At 48.7% G+C, this 19,617-nt stretch carries 11 protein-coding genes and 2 pseudogenes; 4 read left to right on the top strand and 9 right to left on the bottom strand.

Annotated features, from left to right (window positions below):
* A pseudogene (locus JMX98_RS12115) lies at positions 1-118 on the top strand (IS982 family transposase); the annotation flags it as partial.
* 747 nt (positions 119-865) lie between these two features.
* On the opposite strand, the gene JMX98_RS12110 reads toward JMX98_RS12115, so the two are convergent.
* From JMX98_RS12110 to JMX98_RS12095, 4 genes are all read right to left on the bottom strand, one after another.
* The gene (locus tag JMX98_RS12110) at positions 866-3,964 is read right to left on the bottom strand and encodes an efflux RND transporter permease subunit (RefSeq protein ID WP_105244378.1); all 3,099 of its coding nucleotides are present in this window, start codon (positions 3,962-3,964) and stop codon (positions 866-868) included.
* A complete protein-coding gene (locus tag JMX98_RS12105; protein WP_201586921.1) occupies positions 3,961-5,262 on the bottom strand; it encodes an efflux RND transporter periplasmic adaptor subunit in 1,302 nt (433 codons plus the stop codon). Before JMX98_RS12105 ends, JMX98_RS12110 begins: the two co-directional genes overlap by 4 nt.
* Before the next feature lie 210 nt (positions 5,263-5,472).
* Positions 5,473-7,788, bottom strand: a complete 2,316-nt coding sequence (gene recG / locus JMX98_RS12100; protein WP_413786555.1) for an ATP-dependent DNA helicase RecG — start codon at positions 7,786-7,788, stop codon at positions 5,473-5,475.
* Positions 7,789-8,214: 426 nt separating this feature from the next.
* On the bottom strand, positions 8,215-8,802 hold the full coding sequence (locus JMX98_RS12095) for a hypothetical protein (RefSeq protein ID WP_075102501.1): 588 nt from the start codon (positions 8,800-8,802) through the stop codon (positions 8,215-8,217).
* A 510-nt stretch (positions 8,803-9,312) separates the two neighbouring features.
* Between JMX98_RS12095 and argA the strand changes: the two genes are divergently transcribed.
* Positions 9,313-10,635, top strand: a complete 1,323-nt coding sequence (argA, locus tag JMX98_RS12090; protein ID WP_201586919.1) for an amino-acid N-acetyltransferase — start codon at positions 9,313-9,315, stop codon at positions 10,633-10,635.
* A gap of 258 nt (positions 10,636-10,893) precedes the next feature.
* Here the strand turns inward: argA and JMX98_RS12085 are convergent, their stop codons facing one another.
* Positions 10,894-11,625 carry an FKBP-type peptidyl-prolyl cis-trans isomerase gene (locus JMX98_RS12085; RefSeq protein WP_201586917.1) on the bottom strand — a complete coding sequence of 244 codons (732 nt, stop codon included), beginning with the start codon at positions 11,623-11,625 and terminating at the stop codon, positions 10,894-10,896.
* 461 nt (positions 11,626-12,086) lie between these two features.
* Here JMX98_RS12085 and JMX98_RS12080 point away from each other — a divergent pair, with 461 nt between their 5' ends.
* The gene (locus tag JMX98_RS12080; RefSeq protein WP_201586915.1) at positions 12,087-13,805 is read left to right on the top strand and encodes a mechanosensitive ion channel; all 1,719 of its coding nucleotides are present in this window, start codon (positions 12,087-12,089) and stop codon (positions 13,803-13,805) included.
* A 135-nt stretch (positions 13,806-13,940) separates the two neighbouring features.
* Here JMX98_RS12080 and JMX98_RS12075 read toward each other — a convergent pair whose 3' ends face one another.
* Positions 13,941-15,410 (bottom strand): hypothetical protein, encoded by a 1,470-nt coding sequence (locus JMX98_RS12075; protein ID WP_201586913.1) that lies wholly within the window; start codon positions 15,408-15,410, stop codon positions 13,941-13,943.
* A gap of 297 nt (positions 15,411-15,707) precedes the next feature.
* Between JMX98_RS12075 and JMX98_RS12070 the strand changes: the two genes are divergently transcribed.
* Positions 15,708-16,490 (top strand): SDR family NAD(P)-dependent oxidoreductase, encoded by a 783-nt coding sequence (locus tag JMX98_RS12070; RefSeq protein WP_075102459.1) that lies wholly within the window; start codon positions 15,708-15,710, stop codon positions 16,488-16,490.
* Between the two features lie 161 nt (positions 16,491-16,651).
* Here JMX98_RS12070 and JMX98_RS12065 read toward each other — a convergent pair whose 3' ends face one another.
* From JMX98_RS12065 to JMX98_RS14100, 3 genes and pseudogenes are all read right to left on the bottom strand, one after another.
* Positions 16,652-17,347: a lysophospholipid acyltransferase family protein gene (locus JMX98_RS12065; protein WP_201586911.1), complete on the bottom strand. Its 696-nt coding sequence runs from the start codon at positions 17,345-17,347 to the stop codon at positions 16,652-16,654.
* A gap of 129 nt (positions 17,348-17,476) precedes the next feature.
* Positions 17,477-19,363, bottom strand: coding sequence for a DNA topoisomerase IV subunit B (gene parE / locus JMX98_RS12060; protein WP_201586909.1), 1,887 nt, complete (start codon positions 19,361-19,363; stop codon positions 17,477-17,479).
* A 144-nt stretch (positions 19,364-19,507) separates the two neighbouring features.
* Positions 19,508-19,617 (bottom strand): annotated as a pseudogene (locus JMX98_RS14100) (IS5/IS1182 family transposase); the annotation flags it as partial.

Below are 19,617 nucleotides of genomic sequence, written 5' to 3'. Positions count from 1 at the left end.
TTTATGGCATTTGTCTCATCGATTGATTCGTAAGATTCTGTCGCATAATCTGTGCTTTGTACTCAATAAAAAACTTGGTAACCCGCCTCTTCAGTTTGATTTGCTTATTTCAAGTTGAGAGTGGGGTCTTTATTTCCTCATATAGATGTAAGAACTACTTATGTATAGACAGTACAGTGTATTTCGCTATTGACTACAGCACGTAGGAAGCGAAGAGCTTGACGCTCAGATTACCAAACCGTATGATTCATGTCAACGTAAAATTCTATAGTGTAACAATAGACATATGACGTCGTAACATCATCACTTTCAGTAAAATTTATAGCGCTACAATAAAGTAAAACTTACGCAAATTCAACACTTTTATCGACCTATGTATGTTTTTTTCGTAAAGAAGAAATTTATTACCATTTTAAATTCAATATTTTAGATATCCCTGCTATCTTAGCTAGATTATAAAGCAGTAAACATCTATTTTATTATCAAATTTACACGTATATCATTTGACAGTAAAATAGTGTTTTATCCATGAGTACCATCTAAGTAGCAAAAAACTATACGTTTACTCATATTTTAATTAGGGCGTGTTGAACACTCATAGTTTCAACTACAGCAGATAAGCACAAGTTAAAGCTACCATAGTTCTATAGCTTTGTTTGAGCTTATTAATCCTAGTTGCAAATGAAAAACGTATCTGATTCATGGCAGCACTCCTTTACCAAGTTGGTTGATCCATCATTTCTTTATGGTGATAAGGTCAGCGTTCATCATGATATTAAGGCGCTACTAATGCAAACAGTTTCGTCTTAACATCAGCAACCAAGCCTGTAGCACCGACGCCAAGCAACTCCAAAAAAACCCTTATTTAAGTGTGCTTATCAGTGCTCGACTGCGGCTTGCCACTCGGCGTCAACCATTTGGCAAACCATCCCGATAGATCATCCATCAATGTATATACCACCGGAATCACTACCAAGCTCAGTAGTGTCGAGGTGACAAGGCCGCCCAACACAGCTGCGGCCATCGGGCGACGGAACGTCGGATCGGCATCGCCCCACCCAAATACCAAAGGCAGCATCCCTGCGCCCATGGCGATGGTCGTCATGATAATCGGGCGCGCACGCTTGCGACAAGCATCAATGATGGCATCAAAACGAGCCAAGCCGCGGCGCTGAGCGATCAAGGCATAATCCACCAATAAGATAGAGTTTTTGGTGGCGATACCCATGAGCATAATAAAGCCAATCATCGATGGCATCGACAGGCTACTATTGGTAATGACCAAGCCGACAAACGCACCGCCAATCGAAAGCGGCAACGCCATCAGGATGGTAAAGGGCTGCAATATACGGCCGAATAATAAGATCAGCACGCCCAAAATACAGACCACACCGACCGACATGGCAATGACAAAACCACTAAACAGCTCTGCCATGTTTTCTGCCTGACCTTGGTCAATGATGGTAATCGATGGCGGCAGCGTCTGCATCGCTGGTACCGACTTGACCGCCTGCACCAAGTCGCCAAGCTCGCCATCAGAAGGCTGCACAGTAATACTAATGGCGCGCTCACGATCGAGCCGGTTGATCTGGGCCGGGCCTGTCCCAAAGTTTAGATCGGCCACCTCGCCCACGCGTACCCCTTGTCCTGCAGGCAGCGCGCTTGGCACGTATAGGCCTTCTAATTGGCTGACGTTTTGTTTGGCGACATCAGGTAGTCGCACCACAATAGGAATCTGCCGTGTATCGAGATTAAGCTTAGATAAGCGCTGCTCATAGTCGCCGACCGTTGCCACTCGTAGCGTGGTGGCGATATCTTGCGTGGTGACGCCTTTATCTGCCATCGCCAGTCTGTCAGGCATGACCGTAAGCTCTTGCCTCGGCAGGCTACGGTCACTGGTCACTGCGCCGGCGCTGGGCAGCGCTCGGATTTCAGTCATAATCTGCTGGGCGGTCTGCTCTAGCACCTCTGGATTGGTACTGGTCAAAGAAAAGTTATAGCCCGTCTCGCCGCCGCTCGATAGACCAACGGTAAAGCGTGCGCCAGGTACCTCCGCGAGCAGATGACTGATTTTACGCTCAATCTCTTGCTTAGAGATACGCTCTGCTCGTGGCGCAAGGACGATATCTAGCCCTGCGATATTTTCAGCTTTGCCGCCAGAGCTGGGCTCCATAGCAGCTTGCGCCTCCCCTACTGAGGTAAAGATATTGGTCACTTCGGGCATAGCCAAGATACGCTCACTGGCCATCGCTGCCACGCGCTCGGTATCTTCGAGCGCCACATCTGGCGTCAGCTCAATCTCAACACGCGTCTGATCGATATCATTGTCAGGAATAAAGGAGGTCGGTAGCAACTTCACCAGCATCAATGAAGCGACAAACAGCACCAAAGTTGCGCCGATGGTGATCCAGCGTTGTCGTAAGGTCCATGAAACAATCTTAAGATACCAATCCATCAGCGCGCTTTGTTTTTCCACGCGATTTTTTTCTGGCCGCAGTACGTAAGCTGCCATCATCGGCGTGATCAGTCGCGCTACCATCAAGGACGCAAATATCGACAAAGCCGCTGTCCAGCCAAACTGACGGAAGAACTGCCCAACAATACCGCCCATAAAGGCCGTCGGCAAAAACACAGCAATCAAGGTAAAGGTAGTAGCAACGACTGCCAGACCAATCTCATCAGCCGCTTCCATCGCCGCCTCATAAGGCGTTTTGCCCATACGCAGATGACGAATGATGTTTTCGACCTCTACGATGGCATCATCGACCAACACCCCAATCACCAATGACAATGCCAATAAGGAAATAATATTGAGACTAAAGCCAAACAGATACATGCCCAAAAAGGTAGGAATAACGGACAATGGCAACGCCACAGCTGCGACAATGGTCGCACGGATATTGCGCAAAAATAAAAACACCACCACGACGGCCAATAACCCGCCTTCTATCAGCATACGCAGTGATGCTTGATAATCCTCGGCGATAGGGGTGGCTCGATCATAGACTTTTTCGATACTGATATTACCCGTATCGGCCGCCAGTTTGGCAAGCTCGGCATCGACGCGCTCCATGACCTCGACCTCACTGGCACCGCGCGAGCGGGTGATGTTAAACGCCACCACCGTCTGCCCATCGAGCTTAGCAATCGAACTTGGGTCAGCAGCACCATCGGTGATTTGCGCCATACGTCCAAGCGCTTGCGTGCCACCTGTCGGCACGGCCACTTGTAGGTCGTTTAAGTCGCTTGCGCGCTCGACCGCCCCAAGCACGCGAATGGTTTGCGTGGTTTTACCGACCTCGGCTTCACCACCTGAGCTGTCCTGCTGAATCCCAGCGATTTGCTGCGATAGCTGAGAGATAGGAAACTTTAAACCACTGAGCGCAATCGGGTCCGCTGCTACGGTGATCTCACGCTGCAGGCCACCGATACGGCTAACGGTACTGACACCAGGGATATCAGATAAACGCTTGGTGACCGTATCATCAACGAACCAAGACAGATCTGCCACATTCATATTTTCTGCAGCGACAGAATAAGTCACCACCGGAAACCCTGCGGTTGAGACCTTAGTAATAATCGGATCATTGGCCGCGGCTGGCAGGTCCCCTCGCACCTCACCGACGGCTGAGCGCACATCATCGACCGCTTCTTGGATGTCTTTTTCTAGGACAAACTCAGTGACCATGGTGGCAGCGCCGGTTTGCAAGGTGGTGCGAATATGCTTGACACCTTCGATACTGGTCAGCTTATTTTCGACTTTTTTGGCAATGTCGTTTTCGAGCTGGGTAGGTGCCGCGCCAGGCAGGGTGACGGTCACCACCACGGCAGGCAAATCAATGTCAGGGAACTGCTGCACCTTCATTTGCATAAAGCCATAAATACCGCCCAACGTCAGCAGTACAAACAGCAAAATAGCAACCAACGGATTTTTAATCGAATAAGCAGATACATTTAGGCTCATGAGCGCGCCTGCGAAGCTGTATCAGCGTTATTATTGGATTGATTCAAACCATCGACGATGCGCACCAAGTCGCCATCGTTTAAAAAACTACCGCCTTGCTTGACGATTTGACTGTCGCTCGGCAATGGCTCTGTGACCGCCACACTATCGCCGAGACGCTCACCCAAACTCACACGCTGCTGCTTGATACGGCCCGTTTTTTGCGCTGCGTGGTCGGTGCGGATTTGTGTGACCATCATCACATAGTCATAGCCATCATTGCTGACCACCGCACTGTTAGGAATGGTTTGGGTGTTGCTGCTACCCAATAAAAACTCGCCCGTTTGATACATGCCAGCGCGTACTTTTGCGTTGGCCGCTAGGCTAGCATAGATAGTGATTTGGCGATTGTTGTCCGCTGTCGGCGCGATGCGACTGACCTTCCCCATCACGGAGTCGCCATCTGGTAGGCTGACACGCACAGGCGTGCCAACACTGACTTCCCCAACAAGCTTTGGATCGATATCTGCGCGCCACTCTAATACCCCGCCTTTTATGATGGTAAATAGTGGTTCGCCGCCTGCGACCATGCCGACCTCCACCATTTTGTCACTGATGACGCCGCTGACTGGCGCGACGACCTTAGCGTTATCCAAGGTCAAACGCTGACTGTTGAGCCGCGCTTTTGCCGCCTGCAAAGACGCTCTAGCACGCACCTCAGAGGTGCGATAGCGATCGGCTTCTTGCCTACTAATGGCATCGATGTCTATCAAGGGTAAGACCCGTGCAGCATCGGCACTGGCATTGGCAAGGGTGGCTTCGGCTTCGGCCACGTCGGCTTCGGCTTGCAACACCTGCTGCTCCATCGCATCGGTATCAAACACCGCCAGCACTTGGCCTGCTTTGACGCGATTGCCCTCCTCCACCAAGACGCGCTCGACAGCCACGCCATTGACTTTGGCACTGACATTGGCCGTATCTTTGGCACTAATCGTACCGTCGGCGCTCAAGGTATTGCCAATCGTATCTTGGCTGGGCGTTACTGTCTCAACCGATAGCACCGCCTGCGCGTCACTGGCCGCCTTATCCCCTACCTTATTGCTTGACGCGTTAGGCGTAGTGGGAGTATCCGTCGCCGCCGTTTTATCAGCGCCCCAATATCTCCCCAACAAGACACCTAATACCAGTACCACCACCAGTACCGGCCACAGCCATAAAGGCGGTTTTGCTGAAACGGTTGCGGGCGTACTGGGTTGACGGTACGGCGGTAGCTCTGTCTCGTTTACGGGTTTTGGGTGCGTCTTGTCAGAATCATTCATGGGTAGTCTCTATCAATACAAGCCATCATAAGATAAAACAGGGCGAGCAATGATGATTGCGCTATTTACTCATAACCTACTGTTTTTTAGTATAGTAATTTATAAAACCATTAAGAATAATATAATTTTGTTATTCTCTTATTACCCGCTGTTTTAAAGCTTTCAGCTGTAAAGTCCTCAGTTTAAAACGCTTCAGGCGACTCAAGCAGCTCAAGCATTGGTATAACGGCTGGCTTCCGGCATCCAGCGATGTATCAGCTGACTGACATCTGCTTTGCGCGCAGGATCTGCAATCAGATGCTTGGCCAAGCGCTGCGCAATAGCAAATAACTGCTCATCGCGAATCAAATCAGCCAAATAATAGCCGACATTGCCTGTTTGTCGTTTGCCCAGCAGCTCGCCTGGTCCGCGCAGCTCCAAGTCTTTTTGGGCAATGACAAAACCATCGGTGCTATCTCGCAGCACATTTAGCCGCTCAGTGCCCGTCTCTGATAAAGGCTTTTGATACAGTAGGACGCAGAAACTCTTGGTTGAGCCACGTCCAACGCGGCCGCGCAACTGATGCAGCTGCGATAGCCCCAGACGTTCGGCATTTTCGATGACCATCAGCGAGGCGTTGGGCACATCGACGCCGACTTCGATGACAGTGGTGGCAATCAATAAATCAAGATTGCCTGCTTTAAACTCCTGCATGATGGCTTGCTTATCAGCAGGTTTCATTTTGCCATGCACCAGCCCGATACGAATATCTAAGCGTGCATTTAAATCCTCAAACGTCGCTTCTGCCGCTTGCGCATCAAGCACGCTCGACTCCTCTACCAACGAGCATACCCAATACGCCTGCCTCCCTGCAGCACAGTTCACTGCAATACGCTCAATCACTTCATCACGGCGATTACGGTCAATCGTCACGGTGGTTATGGGCGTACGCCCGGGTGGCAGCTCATCAATAATAGAGGTATCCATATCACCATAGACACTCATAGCCAGCGTACGCGGAATAGGAGTCGCGGTCATGATCAGCTGATGCGGCGTACTGCCTTCCACGCCTTTATTAGTGAGCGCCATGCGCTGCTCGACGCCGAAACGATGCTGCTCATCGATAATGACCAAGCCCAATTTGGCAAATTGCACTTGCTCCTGAAACAGCGCATGAGTACCGACCACCACTTGCACGGTGTTTTCACTTACTGCCTCTAGCGCTTCGCGGCGCTGCTTGGCGGTTTGCTTGCCCGCCAGCCAGCCCACACCGATGCCTAATGGCTCAAACCACTGTTTAAAATTTAACAGATGCTGCTCTGCTAAAATCTCGGTCGGTGCCATGACTGCCACCTGCCAGCCACTATCGAGCGCATAGCCCGCCGCGCCTGCAGCAACCAATGTCTTGCCAGCGCCCACATCGCCCTGCACCAGTCTGAGCATGGGAATCGACGTTGCCATATCTGTGGTAATGTCTGTGAGCACGCGCCGCTGCGCACCGGTCAAATCAAACGGCAACGCGGCAAACAGCTTGTCAGCCAAAGGGCTGTGAGCAGCACATTTAGGCGCTTTGTACTGATGCAACTGCTGGCGACGATATAGCAAGCTTAACTGATGGGCGGTCAGCTCCTCAATGATAAGGCGCTGACACGCCGCGTGGCTACGAGCGCTGAGCTGAGTCAGCAGCTGATATTGCTGTCTGGCATCGGTATAAGTGGGCGGGGTATGCAGCAGGACCAATGCTTCAAATATCGTCAAGTTATAAACATTATTATTGGCCGTACTAGCAGCGCTGCTGGACTCATCGGCACCATGAGCTAGAGTATGATCTGGCACACGCCGCGCAAGCGTTGAAAATATATCGTCTGGATAGTCCAGATCTGCGGTCACTGCTGGTTTTGGCACAAAAGGCACCAACGGCAAATCTGCCACCACCGCAAAATCCGCTGGCGTAAATAGCGTCATCGGCAGACCTTGGCTGCGCACCGTCTGGAGTGCCAGCTTAATCAAGGTGCGCAATTTGTTTTGATGCATGCCTTTGACAGTAGGATAAATGGGTTGCAGGCCGGTATTGGTGATGGCAGTACTATCAGTTAGCACCTGATATTCAGGATGGTGCATCTGCTTGCCATAGCGGCTGACTTTGACTTCACCAAACAGTTGCAGCCGCGTACCTACATTCATGGTCTGAGCAAGACCACGATAGACCTTAAAAAATCGCAGAGAAATCGTGCCCGTCTCGTCATCGACAATGACGGTCATGCCATTTCGTTTGGTATCGACATGCACCACACGTCCCGTAATCAACGCTGCTTGCCCGTGCTCCACATCAGCGATGGCCACCAAGCGGCTACGATCTTCATAATCACGCGGCAGGTGGAGCAGCAGATCAAATATCCGCTTGATATTCAACTGCGCCAACTGCGCAGCGACCTTTGTCCCAACACCCGCCAGCGCTGTCACTGGCATATCTAATGGCGAGACTTCGCCTGCTGGCCGTGCAGGTGCGGTAAAATGACTGAGGGACTGATTGGCGGATGTGGTCATCGAAGATCCTAACAATTTTTTATTTCCATCGACAAAAGCAAGTATTATCATCACACTATAAATCACTGGCTGATTTTATTATAACTGACAACACTATCGATTATGCCAAGCGATTTGATAACACGGTATCTAGCAGTCGATCCCCTCTAACAATGACATAGCGCTACTGGTATAAACTTTACTTGCGTACTGCGTGCCTTCGATTCAGTCGCGTGCTTAAACAGATAACCACTTTATTTTGAACGGACTAGGGCGTGTCGTGCGCACGTGCTGCAAAGGTGCCTAATACGATAAAAGCACCACAATTGATACATTGCAGTGCTTTTTTTTCATTTATCTATAGTTAATACACTATAAAAATGACTATATAAATAATGTGATGCCATGACTTAACGAGCAGTCATATCATCATCGCCGGCTACGAGGCTACTTGACGCGTGCGCGGTATTTTACTGCCACGGTGTCATTGAGACCGACGCCCTGCAAATCCCAGCGTACGGCTTTGTAATGCTTGAGATCGACATCGACCAGCTGATTGTCTACGCGAGTACGCAGCGGCATGCGAGCAAAGGTGTTACCATCGACGCTGCCGTATGGAAAATCAGGTGCTACTGTACGCAACAGCTCGACCTGCTCAGGTATGGTCATGGTCACGGTCATCTTACGCACGCGGTCAGCGTTGGTATTGGTAAAGTACCCTTGATACTCCAGCACGTTGCCTGACTGCAGGCGGGTGTTGGCATTGACTGGTACCAGCACTTCTTCGCCATTGGCATCGACACTGACCAAAGAGGCGGTGATTTTACTAGTGACTGCTTGAGCGCTTGAGTTACCGGCGTTGCTAGTACTCGTTTGTACCGCAGCTGAAGCGTCTACCGTCTGCTCTGGCGTTGGCAACATGGCAGAGGCTTGCGTGACGACCATTGCGCCGATAAGCGTACCAGCAACAACGTGAAATAAGCGATGTCCGCTCCATGCGCTAAATGGACTGGCAAAGTGATTGGTTTTTTTCATGGTGTTTATTATCCCTCGTTGATATATCGATAAAACGCCGCGCTACCGCTTCACTATCGGTATGACGCTCGCTCATCTATTGATGCGCGCGTGGCTCTCCGGCATTGGGCAGTATATAGTCAGTTCAAAACAAAACTGTCATAAGCTCCAAAGCGCTACTGGGATGAATTTTTCGCAGCCTCTGTGTATACAGCACGCAAGGAAATTTATATCAGTAGCGCTATAACATTTTTAAATTGAATCTACTATAGTTGCATGCCAAAGGCGGCATTTATTTTTCTTGATTATCTTCGTTCGCGGTCTGTAAAGCAATAGCGTTTAGCATAGCAAAAACCCTATGGGTGTACATAAGCCCCGTGTTGCGGTTGTGTATATAGTGCATCAGCTCTGAAAATGATAAACACCACTGAAATAAAAGATAGCTCATAACGGCGTTTTTTGCTATGGTAATTCTTTAGCGATCGGCTTGTTTGCCGCGCCTTTTTTATTCTAACCACAACTGCCCCTATTATGACTACTAGCGCCATGCCACAGATCAATCCTGAATATGTTCATTGGTTTCGCAACTCAGCCCCTTACATCAATACGCATCGCGGCAAAACGTTCGTGATTATGTTTGGTGGTGAAGCGGTCAACCATCCAAATTTTAGCACTCTAATCCATGACTTTGCCTTACTCCATAGCTTAGGTATCAAGCTGGTGCTGGTGCATGGATCTAGGCCACAAATCGAAAAAAACTTAAAAGACGCTGCCATCACCTCGCCCCTGCATCAAGATATTCGTGTCACGCCGCGAGAAGCGATGCCTGCCATCTTACAGGCGGTCGGTGCCATCCGCCTACAGATCGAAGCGCAACTATCGATGGGCTTGGCTAACTCGCCCATGTACGGCTCTCGTATCGATGCGATTTCTGGCAACTTTGTCACAGCGCGGCCTTATGGCGTCCGTGATGGCGTCGACTACCAAATGACAGGCGAAGTACGCTCGATCGACGTCGAAGCCATCAAAAACAATCTGCTCCACGACCATATCGTGATATTGGGCTCGATGGGCTACTCAGCGACAGGCGAAGTGTTTAATTTGCTCGCCGAAGACGTGTCTCTTAGCACCGCAGTGAGCTTGGGTGCCGATAAGCTTATTTTCTTAGGAGAAGAAGCCGGCATCAATGACAATGATCGCTTGCTACGCGAGATGATTCCAAACGAAGTCGATCGCTTCTTACGCGACCGTGACCTAAACTGTGAGATCAATTATTTCTTACACTGCGCCAGTGTGGCTTGCCGTCAAGGTGTCCATCGCACGCACATCATCTCATACGCCAAAAACGGCGCACTCCTCGAAGAGCTGTTCACCCGTGATGGCTCTGGCACCCTAATCAGCCACGACCCTTACGAAGAAATCCGCCACGCCAACATCGATGATGTGGTCGGCCTGCTCGAGCTTTTGACGCCACTTGAGGAGCAAGGCATCTTGGTGGCTCGCTCGCGTGAGCGCCTCGAGCAAGAAATCGACAACTACAGCGTCATCGAGCGTGATGGCATGATTTTAGGCTGCGCCGCTTTATACCCACTCGATGACGACTCAGCAGAGGTCGCTTGCGTCGCCGTCCATGCCGAATACCGTAACGGTAGCCGCGGCAATGATTTGCTGGCGTTTATCGAGCAGCAAGCACGCAGCCATGGCCTACACAAGCTCTTTGTCTTGACGACTCGCACCGCCCATTGGTTTGTCGAGCACGGTTTTGCCGAAGTCGATGCCAGCGCTCTGCCCGCTGCGCGCCGCGAAAAGTACAACAATGGTCGTAACTCTAAGGTCTTTCAAAAAACCTTATAATTAATCTAGGCAGGCTTTAGTCAACTGCCGCGCCAAACCAAAAAAGCCCTCATTTATAAACGAGGGCTTTTTTATCAATACTAAAAAGCGATAGGACAGTTTTTTATAGCGAGCTGACTATACTTTATCAATGTCGCTTTACAAATGGCACTTTATAAGTAATGCATTATAAATGACACCTGCTAGAGACAATCTCGCACAGGTATCAGCCTATCGATGTCAAACATAACACTAAAAGCAATGAATGCTCCTAATGCATTATTTTACGTTTAATAGCTCAACCGTAAAGATAAGCGTGCTGTTTGGCTCGATACCCGCGTTACCCGCTTCACCATACGCGATGTCTGATGGGATATAAAACTCGTATTTGCCGCCCTCTTTCATCAGCTGCAGACCTTCTGTCCAGCCCGCGATGACTTGATTGAGCGGGAACTCAATTGGCTCGCCGCGCTCGTATGAGCTATCAAATACTGTACCGTCGATCAGCTTACCTTCGTAATTGACTTCGACCACGTCAGTGGCTTTTGGTGATTTGCCTGTACCTGCTTTGATGACCTTGTACTGCAGACCAGAAGAGGTTTCTTTTACGCCTTCTTTCTTAGCGTTTTCTGCTAAAAAGGCTTCGCCTGCCGCTTTGTTTTCTGTGGCTTTGGCTTCCATGTCTTTAACAAACTTTTCTTCTTGCTCTTTTTGATAATCCATCAAGACTTGTTGCATCTGCTCTTGGGTCAGTGCTGAGTCGTTGCCTTCATAGCCATCGCGAAAGCCTTGCTCAAAAGTATCAAGATTTAGATCACCGACCGCTTCTTTATTACCTTCGGCCATCATATAACCCAAGCTATAGCCTACTTTTTCGTTCGCCGAGCTTTGCTCAGTGATCGAGATGCTTTGCGCCGCGGTTTCTTGATTGCCGTTATTGGTGCTACAGCCTGTAACTAACAACATAGCGCTAGCAAGTGCACCAACGCTTAAGGTAGTGATTTTTTTCATAAAGTACTCTCAAATTGTAAGAATAGTGGCAAGATGTCACATGTTCCTATGATAGCAAATCTTGGTTTTAGGAGCCATGTTTGGCAAAAAATTATCGGGCGAATGTACAGTCTGTGTTAATATTTTCCTGTCACGATAACAAGTTATCACACAAATACAGTAACACGTTAAGCTTTCTATCTTTAAATCCCCTAATACATCAGCTAAGCTGAATGAGTTGAGGTGATAAGTAACCGAGTGTAACTCTTTAGCATGGATGATACGACATTGGTAGTACAGCAGCTGGTACAAGATAAGCCGATGTTTTTTCGATGAATTTTTACACTTAAAAATTATAATATCGCCGCATAACTGACTTAAAAAAACTATTTATCATAACCATCTATGTTGGTTTCGCTCGCTGATAGCAGTACCTAGCCTATCGTTTGGCGGCTTTTATATGATGATTAAAGGAGGATAAGATGAATCCAATGTATGCGTCTTTTAACGGTTATCTGGGTGGGCCTATTGGTTCCATCATTGGGGCTATTTTGATATTTATTATTGGTTGGCTTGTCGCACTGGGTATCGCGGCTTTGGTTCGCAATGTATTGTCTAAGGTGAATCTCAACCAACGCATAAATTCTTCAACCGGCAAAACCTACGATTTAGAAGGCATCATCTCTAAAATCGTATTTTGGTTTATCTTTATCATCGCCATTTCTGGAGCGTTGAACCAATTGAATCTGAACTCCATTTCGACGCCGTTTGCCAATATGGTCAATCAAGTGCTGGCCTTTATCCCTAATCTGATCGGCGCTATCGCTGTTGGGGTGATCGGTTGGGTCATCGCCACTGTGGCACGTACCGCTATCAATGCCGCCCTTGCTAAAACCTCGATGGATGAGCGCCTAAGCGCACAAGCAGGCGTAAAACCCATGAGCAGCACGATAGCCGATATGGTTTATTGGTTCATCTTATTGGTGGTATTGACCATGGTACTCGGTCAATTAGAGCTTGATGGTTTGTTTGCGCCATTGACCAACATGGTTGATAAAATCTTTAGCTTTATCCCTAACATCATCATTGCTGGCGTGGTGTTTGTCGTTGGCTACATCATTGCAAAAGTGGTGCGCGGTATCGTCACCAATCTTGTATCTACCTTTAATATACAAGAGCTGGCCTCAAAAGCTGGCTTAAGCGAAAAAAACAGCCTGCCGAATATTGCAGGGTCTTTGGCGTTTTTAGTGGTGATTATCCCGACGATTATCGCGGCCTTAAACGCTTTAAAAGTCGAAGTAATTGCGCGCCCAGCGACCAATATGTTAAACAAAATCATGGAAGCGTTGCCAAACATCTTTATGGCAGCAGCTATCTTAGTGGTGACGTTTTATGTGGTGCGTATGGTTGCCAATATCATCAAAGGTTTGATTGAAAACACAGAGATCAATCAGATACCTGCTAAGGTTGGCCTACAAGAAACCATGGGTGATAAGAAAATCTCTGATCTTGTCGGCTATGCCATTGTCTTTTTTGCCATGCTGTTTGCCGCTATCGCTGCCGCGGATTTATTAGGCTTTGAGCCAATCTCAGCCATCATCGCGATGTTTATCGCCTTTGGTGCCAATATTATCTTGGGCGCGATTATTCTGTTCATCGGCTTTTGGCTTGCCAACATCATCGCTGGTGTGGTGGAGCGCTCTGAGCAAGGCTCACAGTTCTTAGCAAACATCGTGCGCGTCTTAATCATGGGTCTCGTACTTGCTATGGGTCTAAAAGCGATGGGCATTGCTGACTCTATCGTCAACCTAGCCTTTGGTCTGACACTAGGCGCAGTTGCCGTGGCCTTTGCTCTCTCGTTCGGTCTTGGTGGTCAAGAAGCAGCTGCTCGCTTCTTACGTAAGATGCAGGACAAAATGGACAAGGAGCAAGAGGAAGCCAAAGCCAAGTCTACGCTACAGCCGAGCGCATCAACTCGTGAGAAGTTTGCTGACTCTGTCCGCGAAAACACCCCATCAGCGGCAACAAAGAGCACTGATACTCACACTGATGTCGTCGATACCACTCGCGTCGATACCGATGCTATCGATACCGCTGATATCGATAACGATGTTACCGATGGTAGTATCACTGATGCAGATATCGACAATAACAACTTGCTACCAGGTAGCGGTCTAAACGACGATATCAATAATAAATAATTTGCTCTCGAAATATGTGTTCTTGAGATAAATTCATCAGTTTTATACTCGCTCAAACCAAAAAAGACAGCTTAGGCTGTCTTTTTTTGTGGGCATAAATGTGTGTTTTATACCTACCAATCGCTATCAATAGTGCTATTTATTACTTTTACGAGCAGGAATAGTGAGGTTCAAGCGAACTTGCGGCAGGGCTTCTACTAGACGGTCGTTATCCGCAGAAGTGCCTGCCACTGGCATTTTTTGCTGTTGTAGCTGTTGTATCTGCTTGGTGAGTTGGCGCTCACGCTGGGTCATGGTCGCAACGGGTTGGATCCACAAATCAATATCGATAAAGGTTTCTTGCCCTTCATTGATAAATTCCACCCCCAAGATAATGACATGATGCAGCGCTGCTATCGGTAAGCGCGTGGCCACATCTTGAGCAATTTTTGCCAAGTTTGGCTGAATGGCTTGTTTGCTATGCTGCCCCTCCTGATTTTGGCCATAAAATATCAGCACATAATGCCGACCCAGACTCTCATACGAGTGCTGATGTACCACGTAACCGGCGCTTTTTAGGCTGTCTGGTTGCTTTGGATGTCGGTATAAAGTGCGTACCAGCTCATGACGTGAAAACAATGACTCGTCGAGTAGCTGCTGCTGCCAATATAAAAAATCAACCTCTGAAGACATTTGGGCACTATTTTTCAGTCGCTCATCACGGCACATCGCTATCATCTGGCCGCTTAGCTGTGACCATAGTGTGGCAGCTTGTGCCATGTGCTGCTGATACATCTGCGCTGTCGCACTTTGATTTTTGTGCGCCAGTGTCATGGCGATCAACGCCGCATTGGGCGCATCTTGCACGCCCGCTTTTATAAGAGCATTATCAATGGTGATGGCATGAGTAAATACAGACGGGCTGTACAAAAACTGAGTGACCAAATCTGCCACCCTCTCAAAATGTGCGTGCTGATCGCTAAGGGACTGCTGAAGCTGCTGTAAATGATAGTGCAAAAACCGCCATAGCTCACAAGGCGTCTGTAGCGTTGATGACAGCTTCTGCCAGTCAGCGTGACTGAAGATTTGTAGCGGCCGCGGCTCACCACTCATATCGATGACCAAATCTTCCATAAAATAAGCAGTATCAAAATGATGCGTCAGGCGATTTGCTAAGCGCTGTTTCGGTGAGAGTGTCGGTATATCAGCGCTCATCTCTGTCTCATCAAAAAAGACGATATCAAAGACCAATACATCGCGGCGGCTTTTCTTGTCATGATTTTGAATATCGCTTTGGTCATCGCTTTGACCGTTATCGCTTCGATCATGCTTATGTTGATTGTCATTGCTATCCGCGACGCAAGAAGTCTTATACCATGCCAGCACCGCCTTTAGCGTCGCCGTTCGCGCCGACTTAATAGTCTTCCCGCTACTATGCCTTGGTAGATACAGTGTCAGATCCAGCCGTTGCAACCGCCCAAGCGGCAGCTGATAACAGGATTGCCGCGCGTCATAGTAGGCGTTATATTGACGCGTCACTGCTTGCATATCGCCAACGCTTACGCCTGCCGCTGCGCCCTGCAAGTAGCAAGCCAAATCCTCAGTTAGGTCAGTCAAATCAGCCACCGTTTCAACCTTTTATGATTAGGGCGTGTTCAACACAGCCTAAATATTATGAAAAATTAAACGACATAAACGTCATGAGACACAGTCGCTTTCACCGCAATGAGTTGTTATGATGATATCAGCACAGCAGCGCTTATGCGCATCTTTATATAGTTTAGGGATTTGACGAGATGAGCCAGACGCGACTCGATACAGCTGATGGTCTTTTACCCTCTCAGCATCTGTCACATCTGACACCTCAAGGATACTCGGCTCACATCGCCCATGATTGTCATATAATAACAAGGATTGAATACCATGAAACGCTTTAAAGAAAAAACCGTCATCGTCACAGGCGCAGGCTCAGGTATTGGCCGGGCGACTGCTATTCGTTTTGCCCAAGAAGGTGCCAATGTCGTCTTGGTCGGTCGTACCGCTGAAACCTTAGAAGAGACTGCAAAAGAGTTTCCACAAGACCGTACGTGGATTCATACCGATAACTATCTGACCATCACTTGTGATATCAGCATACAAAGCCAAGTACAAGAGATGATCAAACGCGCCGTCGATAAGTTTGAACAGATTGATATCTTGGTCAATAACGCTGGCAAAGCCATGCAAGGGAAAATCACTGACTTGTCAGCCGAAGACTGGCGAGCTGCCATCGATGTCAATCTAAATGGTACGTTTTATGTCTCGCAAGCCGCCATGCCGCATCTGATTGCGACCAAGGGCAACATCGTCAATGTCTCCTCGCTCTCAGGGGTCGGCGGCGACTGGAACATGGCCGCTTATAACGCTGCCAAAGCCGGAGTAACCAACCTCACCCGCACGCTAGCCTTAGACCATGGGCCAGATGGCGTGCGGGTCAATGCGGTCAATCCCAGCGTTACCAAAACTGACATGAGCAGCGCCATTCAAAACAACGACAATAAAACCGATAAGTTTTTGGCGCGCTGTCCACTCGGCCGCTTAGCGACACCAAACGATATTGCCGCCGCCATTACTTTTTTGGCCAGTCACGACGCGGCGATGATCACGGGGGTCAACTTACCCGTCGATGGCGGCGTCAGTGCCTCAAACGGCCAGCCGCAGTTTTGATCTAGCCATCAATCAAACCTCATAATTACTGTTACCTCGCTCGCTAATAGCCAGCGCTTCTTGTCTTTCTCATAAAAAACAGCCCTTGATATCATCAGATATCAGGGGCTGGTTATATATAAAACCTTAAAGCCTGTGCGGCGTATCAGAACCCATAGCGCTTAATCTGTCGCGCGATTGATGTCTTGCAGAGGCTGCGACAAGCGCTCAGGATGTCTGGGCACCACCCCTTTATACTGCGCATAAATTTTTGGCAAATCAGCGTCTATATCGCCACTCGGATAAATGGGCGACATAAAACGTATCTCTTTGGTTTTATAATCCATCGCCACTGGCAATATAGGCACGCCCGCACCCATTGCCAAGTAATAAAATCCCGACTTCCAGCCTTTGGTGTACTGGCGCGTGCCCTCTGGTGCCAAACCCAAAAACAGCGGCTGACCGGTTTTAAACTTATCGATACTCGCTTGTAGTACCGAGCCTTTGTTGCCCCGATCGATCGGAATCACGCCTATCCAATTTAACAATTGGGCAAAGACAGGTGCTTTAAACAAAGTATGTTTGCCCAAAATACTGATCTTAAGATCCAGCGCAAATAGGCTTGGAATGGCATAAATACCATCGACATTTGAAGTATGAGGCAGTGCCAATACCACCGCTTGTGGGATATTGGGCACCTCGCCGACTGTACGCCAGCCAGCTGCTTTGAGTAAGGCAGAAGCAAGGACAGGCGCAAACTTATTGCCCCGTCTTGGTACCAAATCACCCAGATGTTTTTTGCTAAGTTTTGGTAATGCTTTGACTCGTGCAGACTCAGAGCGGCCCGATTTAGCACGATTAAATAACGTTGATGTCATGACGGCACCATATAGTTAAAGATAGCCATATCATAACATTAAGCTTATCGGGCGAGATTATCTTTTATACTTTTATTGCATAGGCGCTCGGCAGACACTGGCGCATGGGCGAGCGATCGATGACATACATCACGGTATGTCTGCTAAATTACCTTTATTCTCTAACCACGACTTGCGATCGGCGGCGCGTTTTTTGGCCAGTAGCATATCCATCACGCCATTGGTCAGTATCATGTCATCCATGTCCAGCTGCACCAGACGCCGCGTATCGCGGTTCATGGTGGTCTCACGTAACTGCTCAGCGCTCATCTCACCGAGTCCCTTAAAGCGAGTGATTTGCGCTTTTTTATTCCCCGGTACGCCTGCTAAAATATGCTCAAGCTCGCCTTCATCTAGCGCGTAATGCACCTCTTTACCAATGTCAACTCGATACAGCGGCGGCATCGCCACAAATAAATGCCCGGCATCTACCAGTGCTGGGAAGTGTTTGACGAACAACGCACAAATGAGGGTAGCAATATGTAGGCCATCAGAGTCGGCATCGGCGAGGATACATATCTTGTCATAACGCAGCTCAGAGAGATCATCTGAAGCAGGGTCAACACCGATAGCGATGGCGATATCATGAATCTCTTGGCTCGACAGCACGGTATCGGATGACACTTCCCACGTGTTCAAAATCTTACCACGCAGCGGCAATATCGCTTGATAATGTCGATCGCGTGCTTGCTTGGCACTGCCGCCCGCAGAGTCGCCTTCAACCAAAAACAGCTCAGCCTCATCACGCAGATCGCCGCGACAATCGGCAAGCTTACCTGGTAGCGCAGGCCCTTGGGAGATTTTTTTACGGGCGACCTTTTTGGCAGACTTGAGCCGTCGACCAGCTTTATTAATAGCCAGCTCGGCGATTTGAGTGCCCATATCGGCATGCTGATTGAGCCATAGGCTAAAGGCATCTTTTGCGAGGGTCTGCACCGCACCGGCAGCTTCACGGCTCGAGAGACGCTCTTTGGTTTGACCAGAAAACTGCGGCTCAGAAAACTTGAGCGATAGGATATAGTTGACCCCATCCCACACATCTTCTGCCGTCAGCTTCACATTGCGAGGCAATAGATTGTGGATATCGCAAAACTCGCGCAGCGCCTCTAAAATACCAGTACGTAGGCCATTGACATGCGTGCCGCCTTGCGCGGTTGGAATCAAATTGACATAGCTTTCTTGAATCGGCGTACCACCCTCAGGCAGCCACGATAAAGCAAAGGTAATACCCGCGCGCTCGCCGTCTTTTGCCTCATGATTATAATAAAATGGCTCAGGTGGCAGGGTCTCAAGTCCATCTAGCTGCTCACTGAGGTACTCAACCACCCCGTCGGTAAACTGCCAAACGACTTTTTCGTCATTGATATCATCGACAAATTCAATCGTCAGACCAGCGGCCAATACCGCCTTGGCTTTTAGGTTATGTTTGAGCTGTTTGACATTGAATTTCGGCGTATCAAAAAAACTGCCATCGGCCCAAAACTGCACCCGAGTACCGCGTTTGCGTTTATTGGAGCTGACAGACTTAGTCAACGGCGTCACCGCTGCGCCATTTTCAAACGCCATCGCAAACTGCGTACTATCGCGCCATACCGTCACCTCAACGCGTGTTGATAGTGCATTGACCACAGAGATACCGACACCGTGCAACCCGCCCGACACCTCATAATTGGAGGTCGAAAATTTACCGCCTGCATGTAGACGCGTCAAAATCAGCTCAATACCTGACTGACCAAACTCAGGATGGATATCGGTTGGCATACCGCGGCCATCATCTTCGACCCATAGCGAGCCGTCGCTATGCAGCTGTACTTTGATGGTCTTGGCATACCCTGCCAGCGCTTCATCGACGGAGTTATCGATGACTTCTTGGGCCAAATGGTTGGGACGGGTGGTATCGGTGTACATCCCGGGACGACGGCGTACCGGCTCCAGCCCTTCTAAAACTTCTAACGATTGCGCATTATATTGACTCACAAATGCATCCTTAACTGTTTATATACGATAAATTCTATACAGCCATTATAACGAAAAATAACGGCATTAAGGTCAATACTCAGTCGCTCACGTCAGATAATGTCGTCTCTTTAAACCAAGCGACCTTTAGACCTCTTGCAAAAGTCATAGGTTTAGCTCGAAATTAATGATACCAGCAAACAGCTTCATTCTAAGATCATAGCGCTGACGACGGTTACGATATTTATGAGCCACGATTTTGAACAACTTGATTA

The sequence above is a fragment of the Psychrobacter sp. HII-4 genome (genome assembly GCF_904846595.1).
Taxonomy (GTDB): Bacteria; Pseudomonadota; Gammaproteobacteria; order Pseudomonadales; family Moraxellaceae; genus Psychrobacter; species Psychrobacter celer.
Note: the sequence above shows the minus strand (reverse complement) of the source record. Positions and strands in the feature narration are given on the sequence as shown.

Bases quoted from the DNA above. Each gene is read 5' to 3' on its own strand.
- JMX98_RS12065 (WP_201586911.1), bottom strand. From the start codon at position 17,347: ATGACATCAACGTTATTTAATCGTGCTAAATCGGGCCGCTCTGAGTCT.
- JMX98_RS12095 (WP_075102501.1), bottom strand. From the start codon at position 8,802: ATGAAAAAAACCAATCACTTTGCCAGTCCATTTAGCGCATGGAGCGGA.
- JMX98_RS12105 (WP_201586921.1), bottom strand. From the start codon at position 5,262: ATGAATGATTCTGACAAGACGCACCCAAAACCCGTAAACGAGACAGAG.
- recG (WP_413786555.1), bottom strand. From the start codon at position 7,788: ATGACCACATCCGCCAATCAGTCCCTCAGTCATTTTACCGCACCTGCA.
- JMX98_RS12110 (WP_105244378.1), bottom strand. From the start codon at position 3,964: ATGAGCCTAAATGTATCTGCTTATTCGATTAAAAATCCGTTGGTTGCT.
- argA (WP_201586919.1), top strand. From the start codon at position 9,313: ATGACTACTAGCGCCATGCCACAGATCAATCCTGAATATGTTCATTGG.
- JMX98_RS12080 (WP_201586915.1), top strand. From the start codon at position 12,087: ATGAATCCAATGTATGCGTCTTTTAACGGTTATCTGGGTGGGCCTATT.
- JMX98_RS12070 (WP_075102459.1), top strand. From the start codon at position 15,708: ATGAAACGCTTTAAAGAAAAAACCGTCATCGTCACAGGCGCAGGCTCA.
- JMX98_RS12085 (WP_201586917.1), bottom strand. From the start codon at position 11,625: ATGAAAAAAATCACTACCTTAAGCGTTGGTGCACTTGCTAGCGCTATG.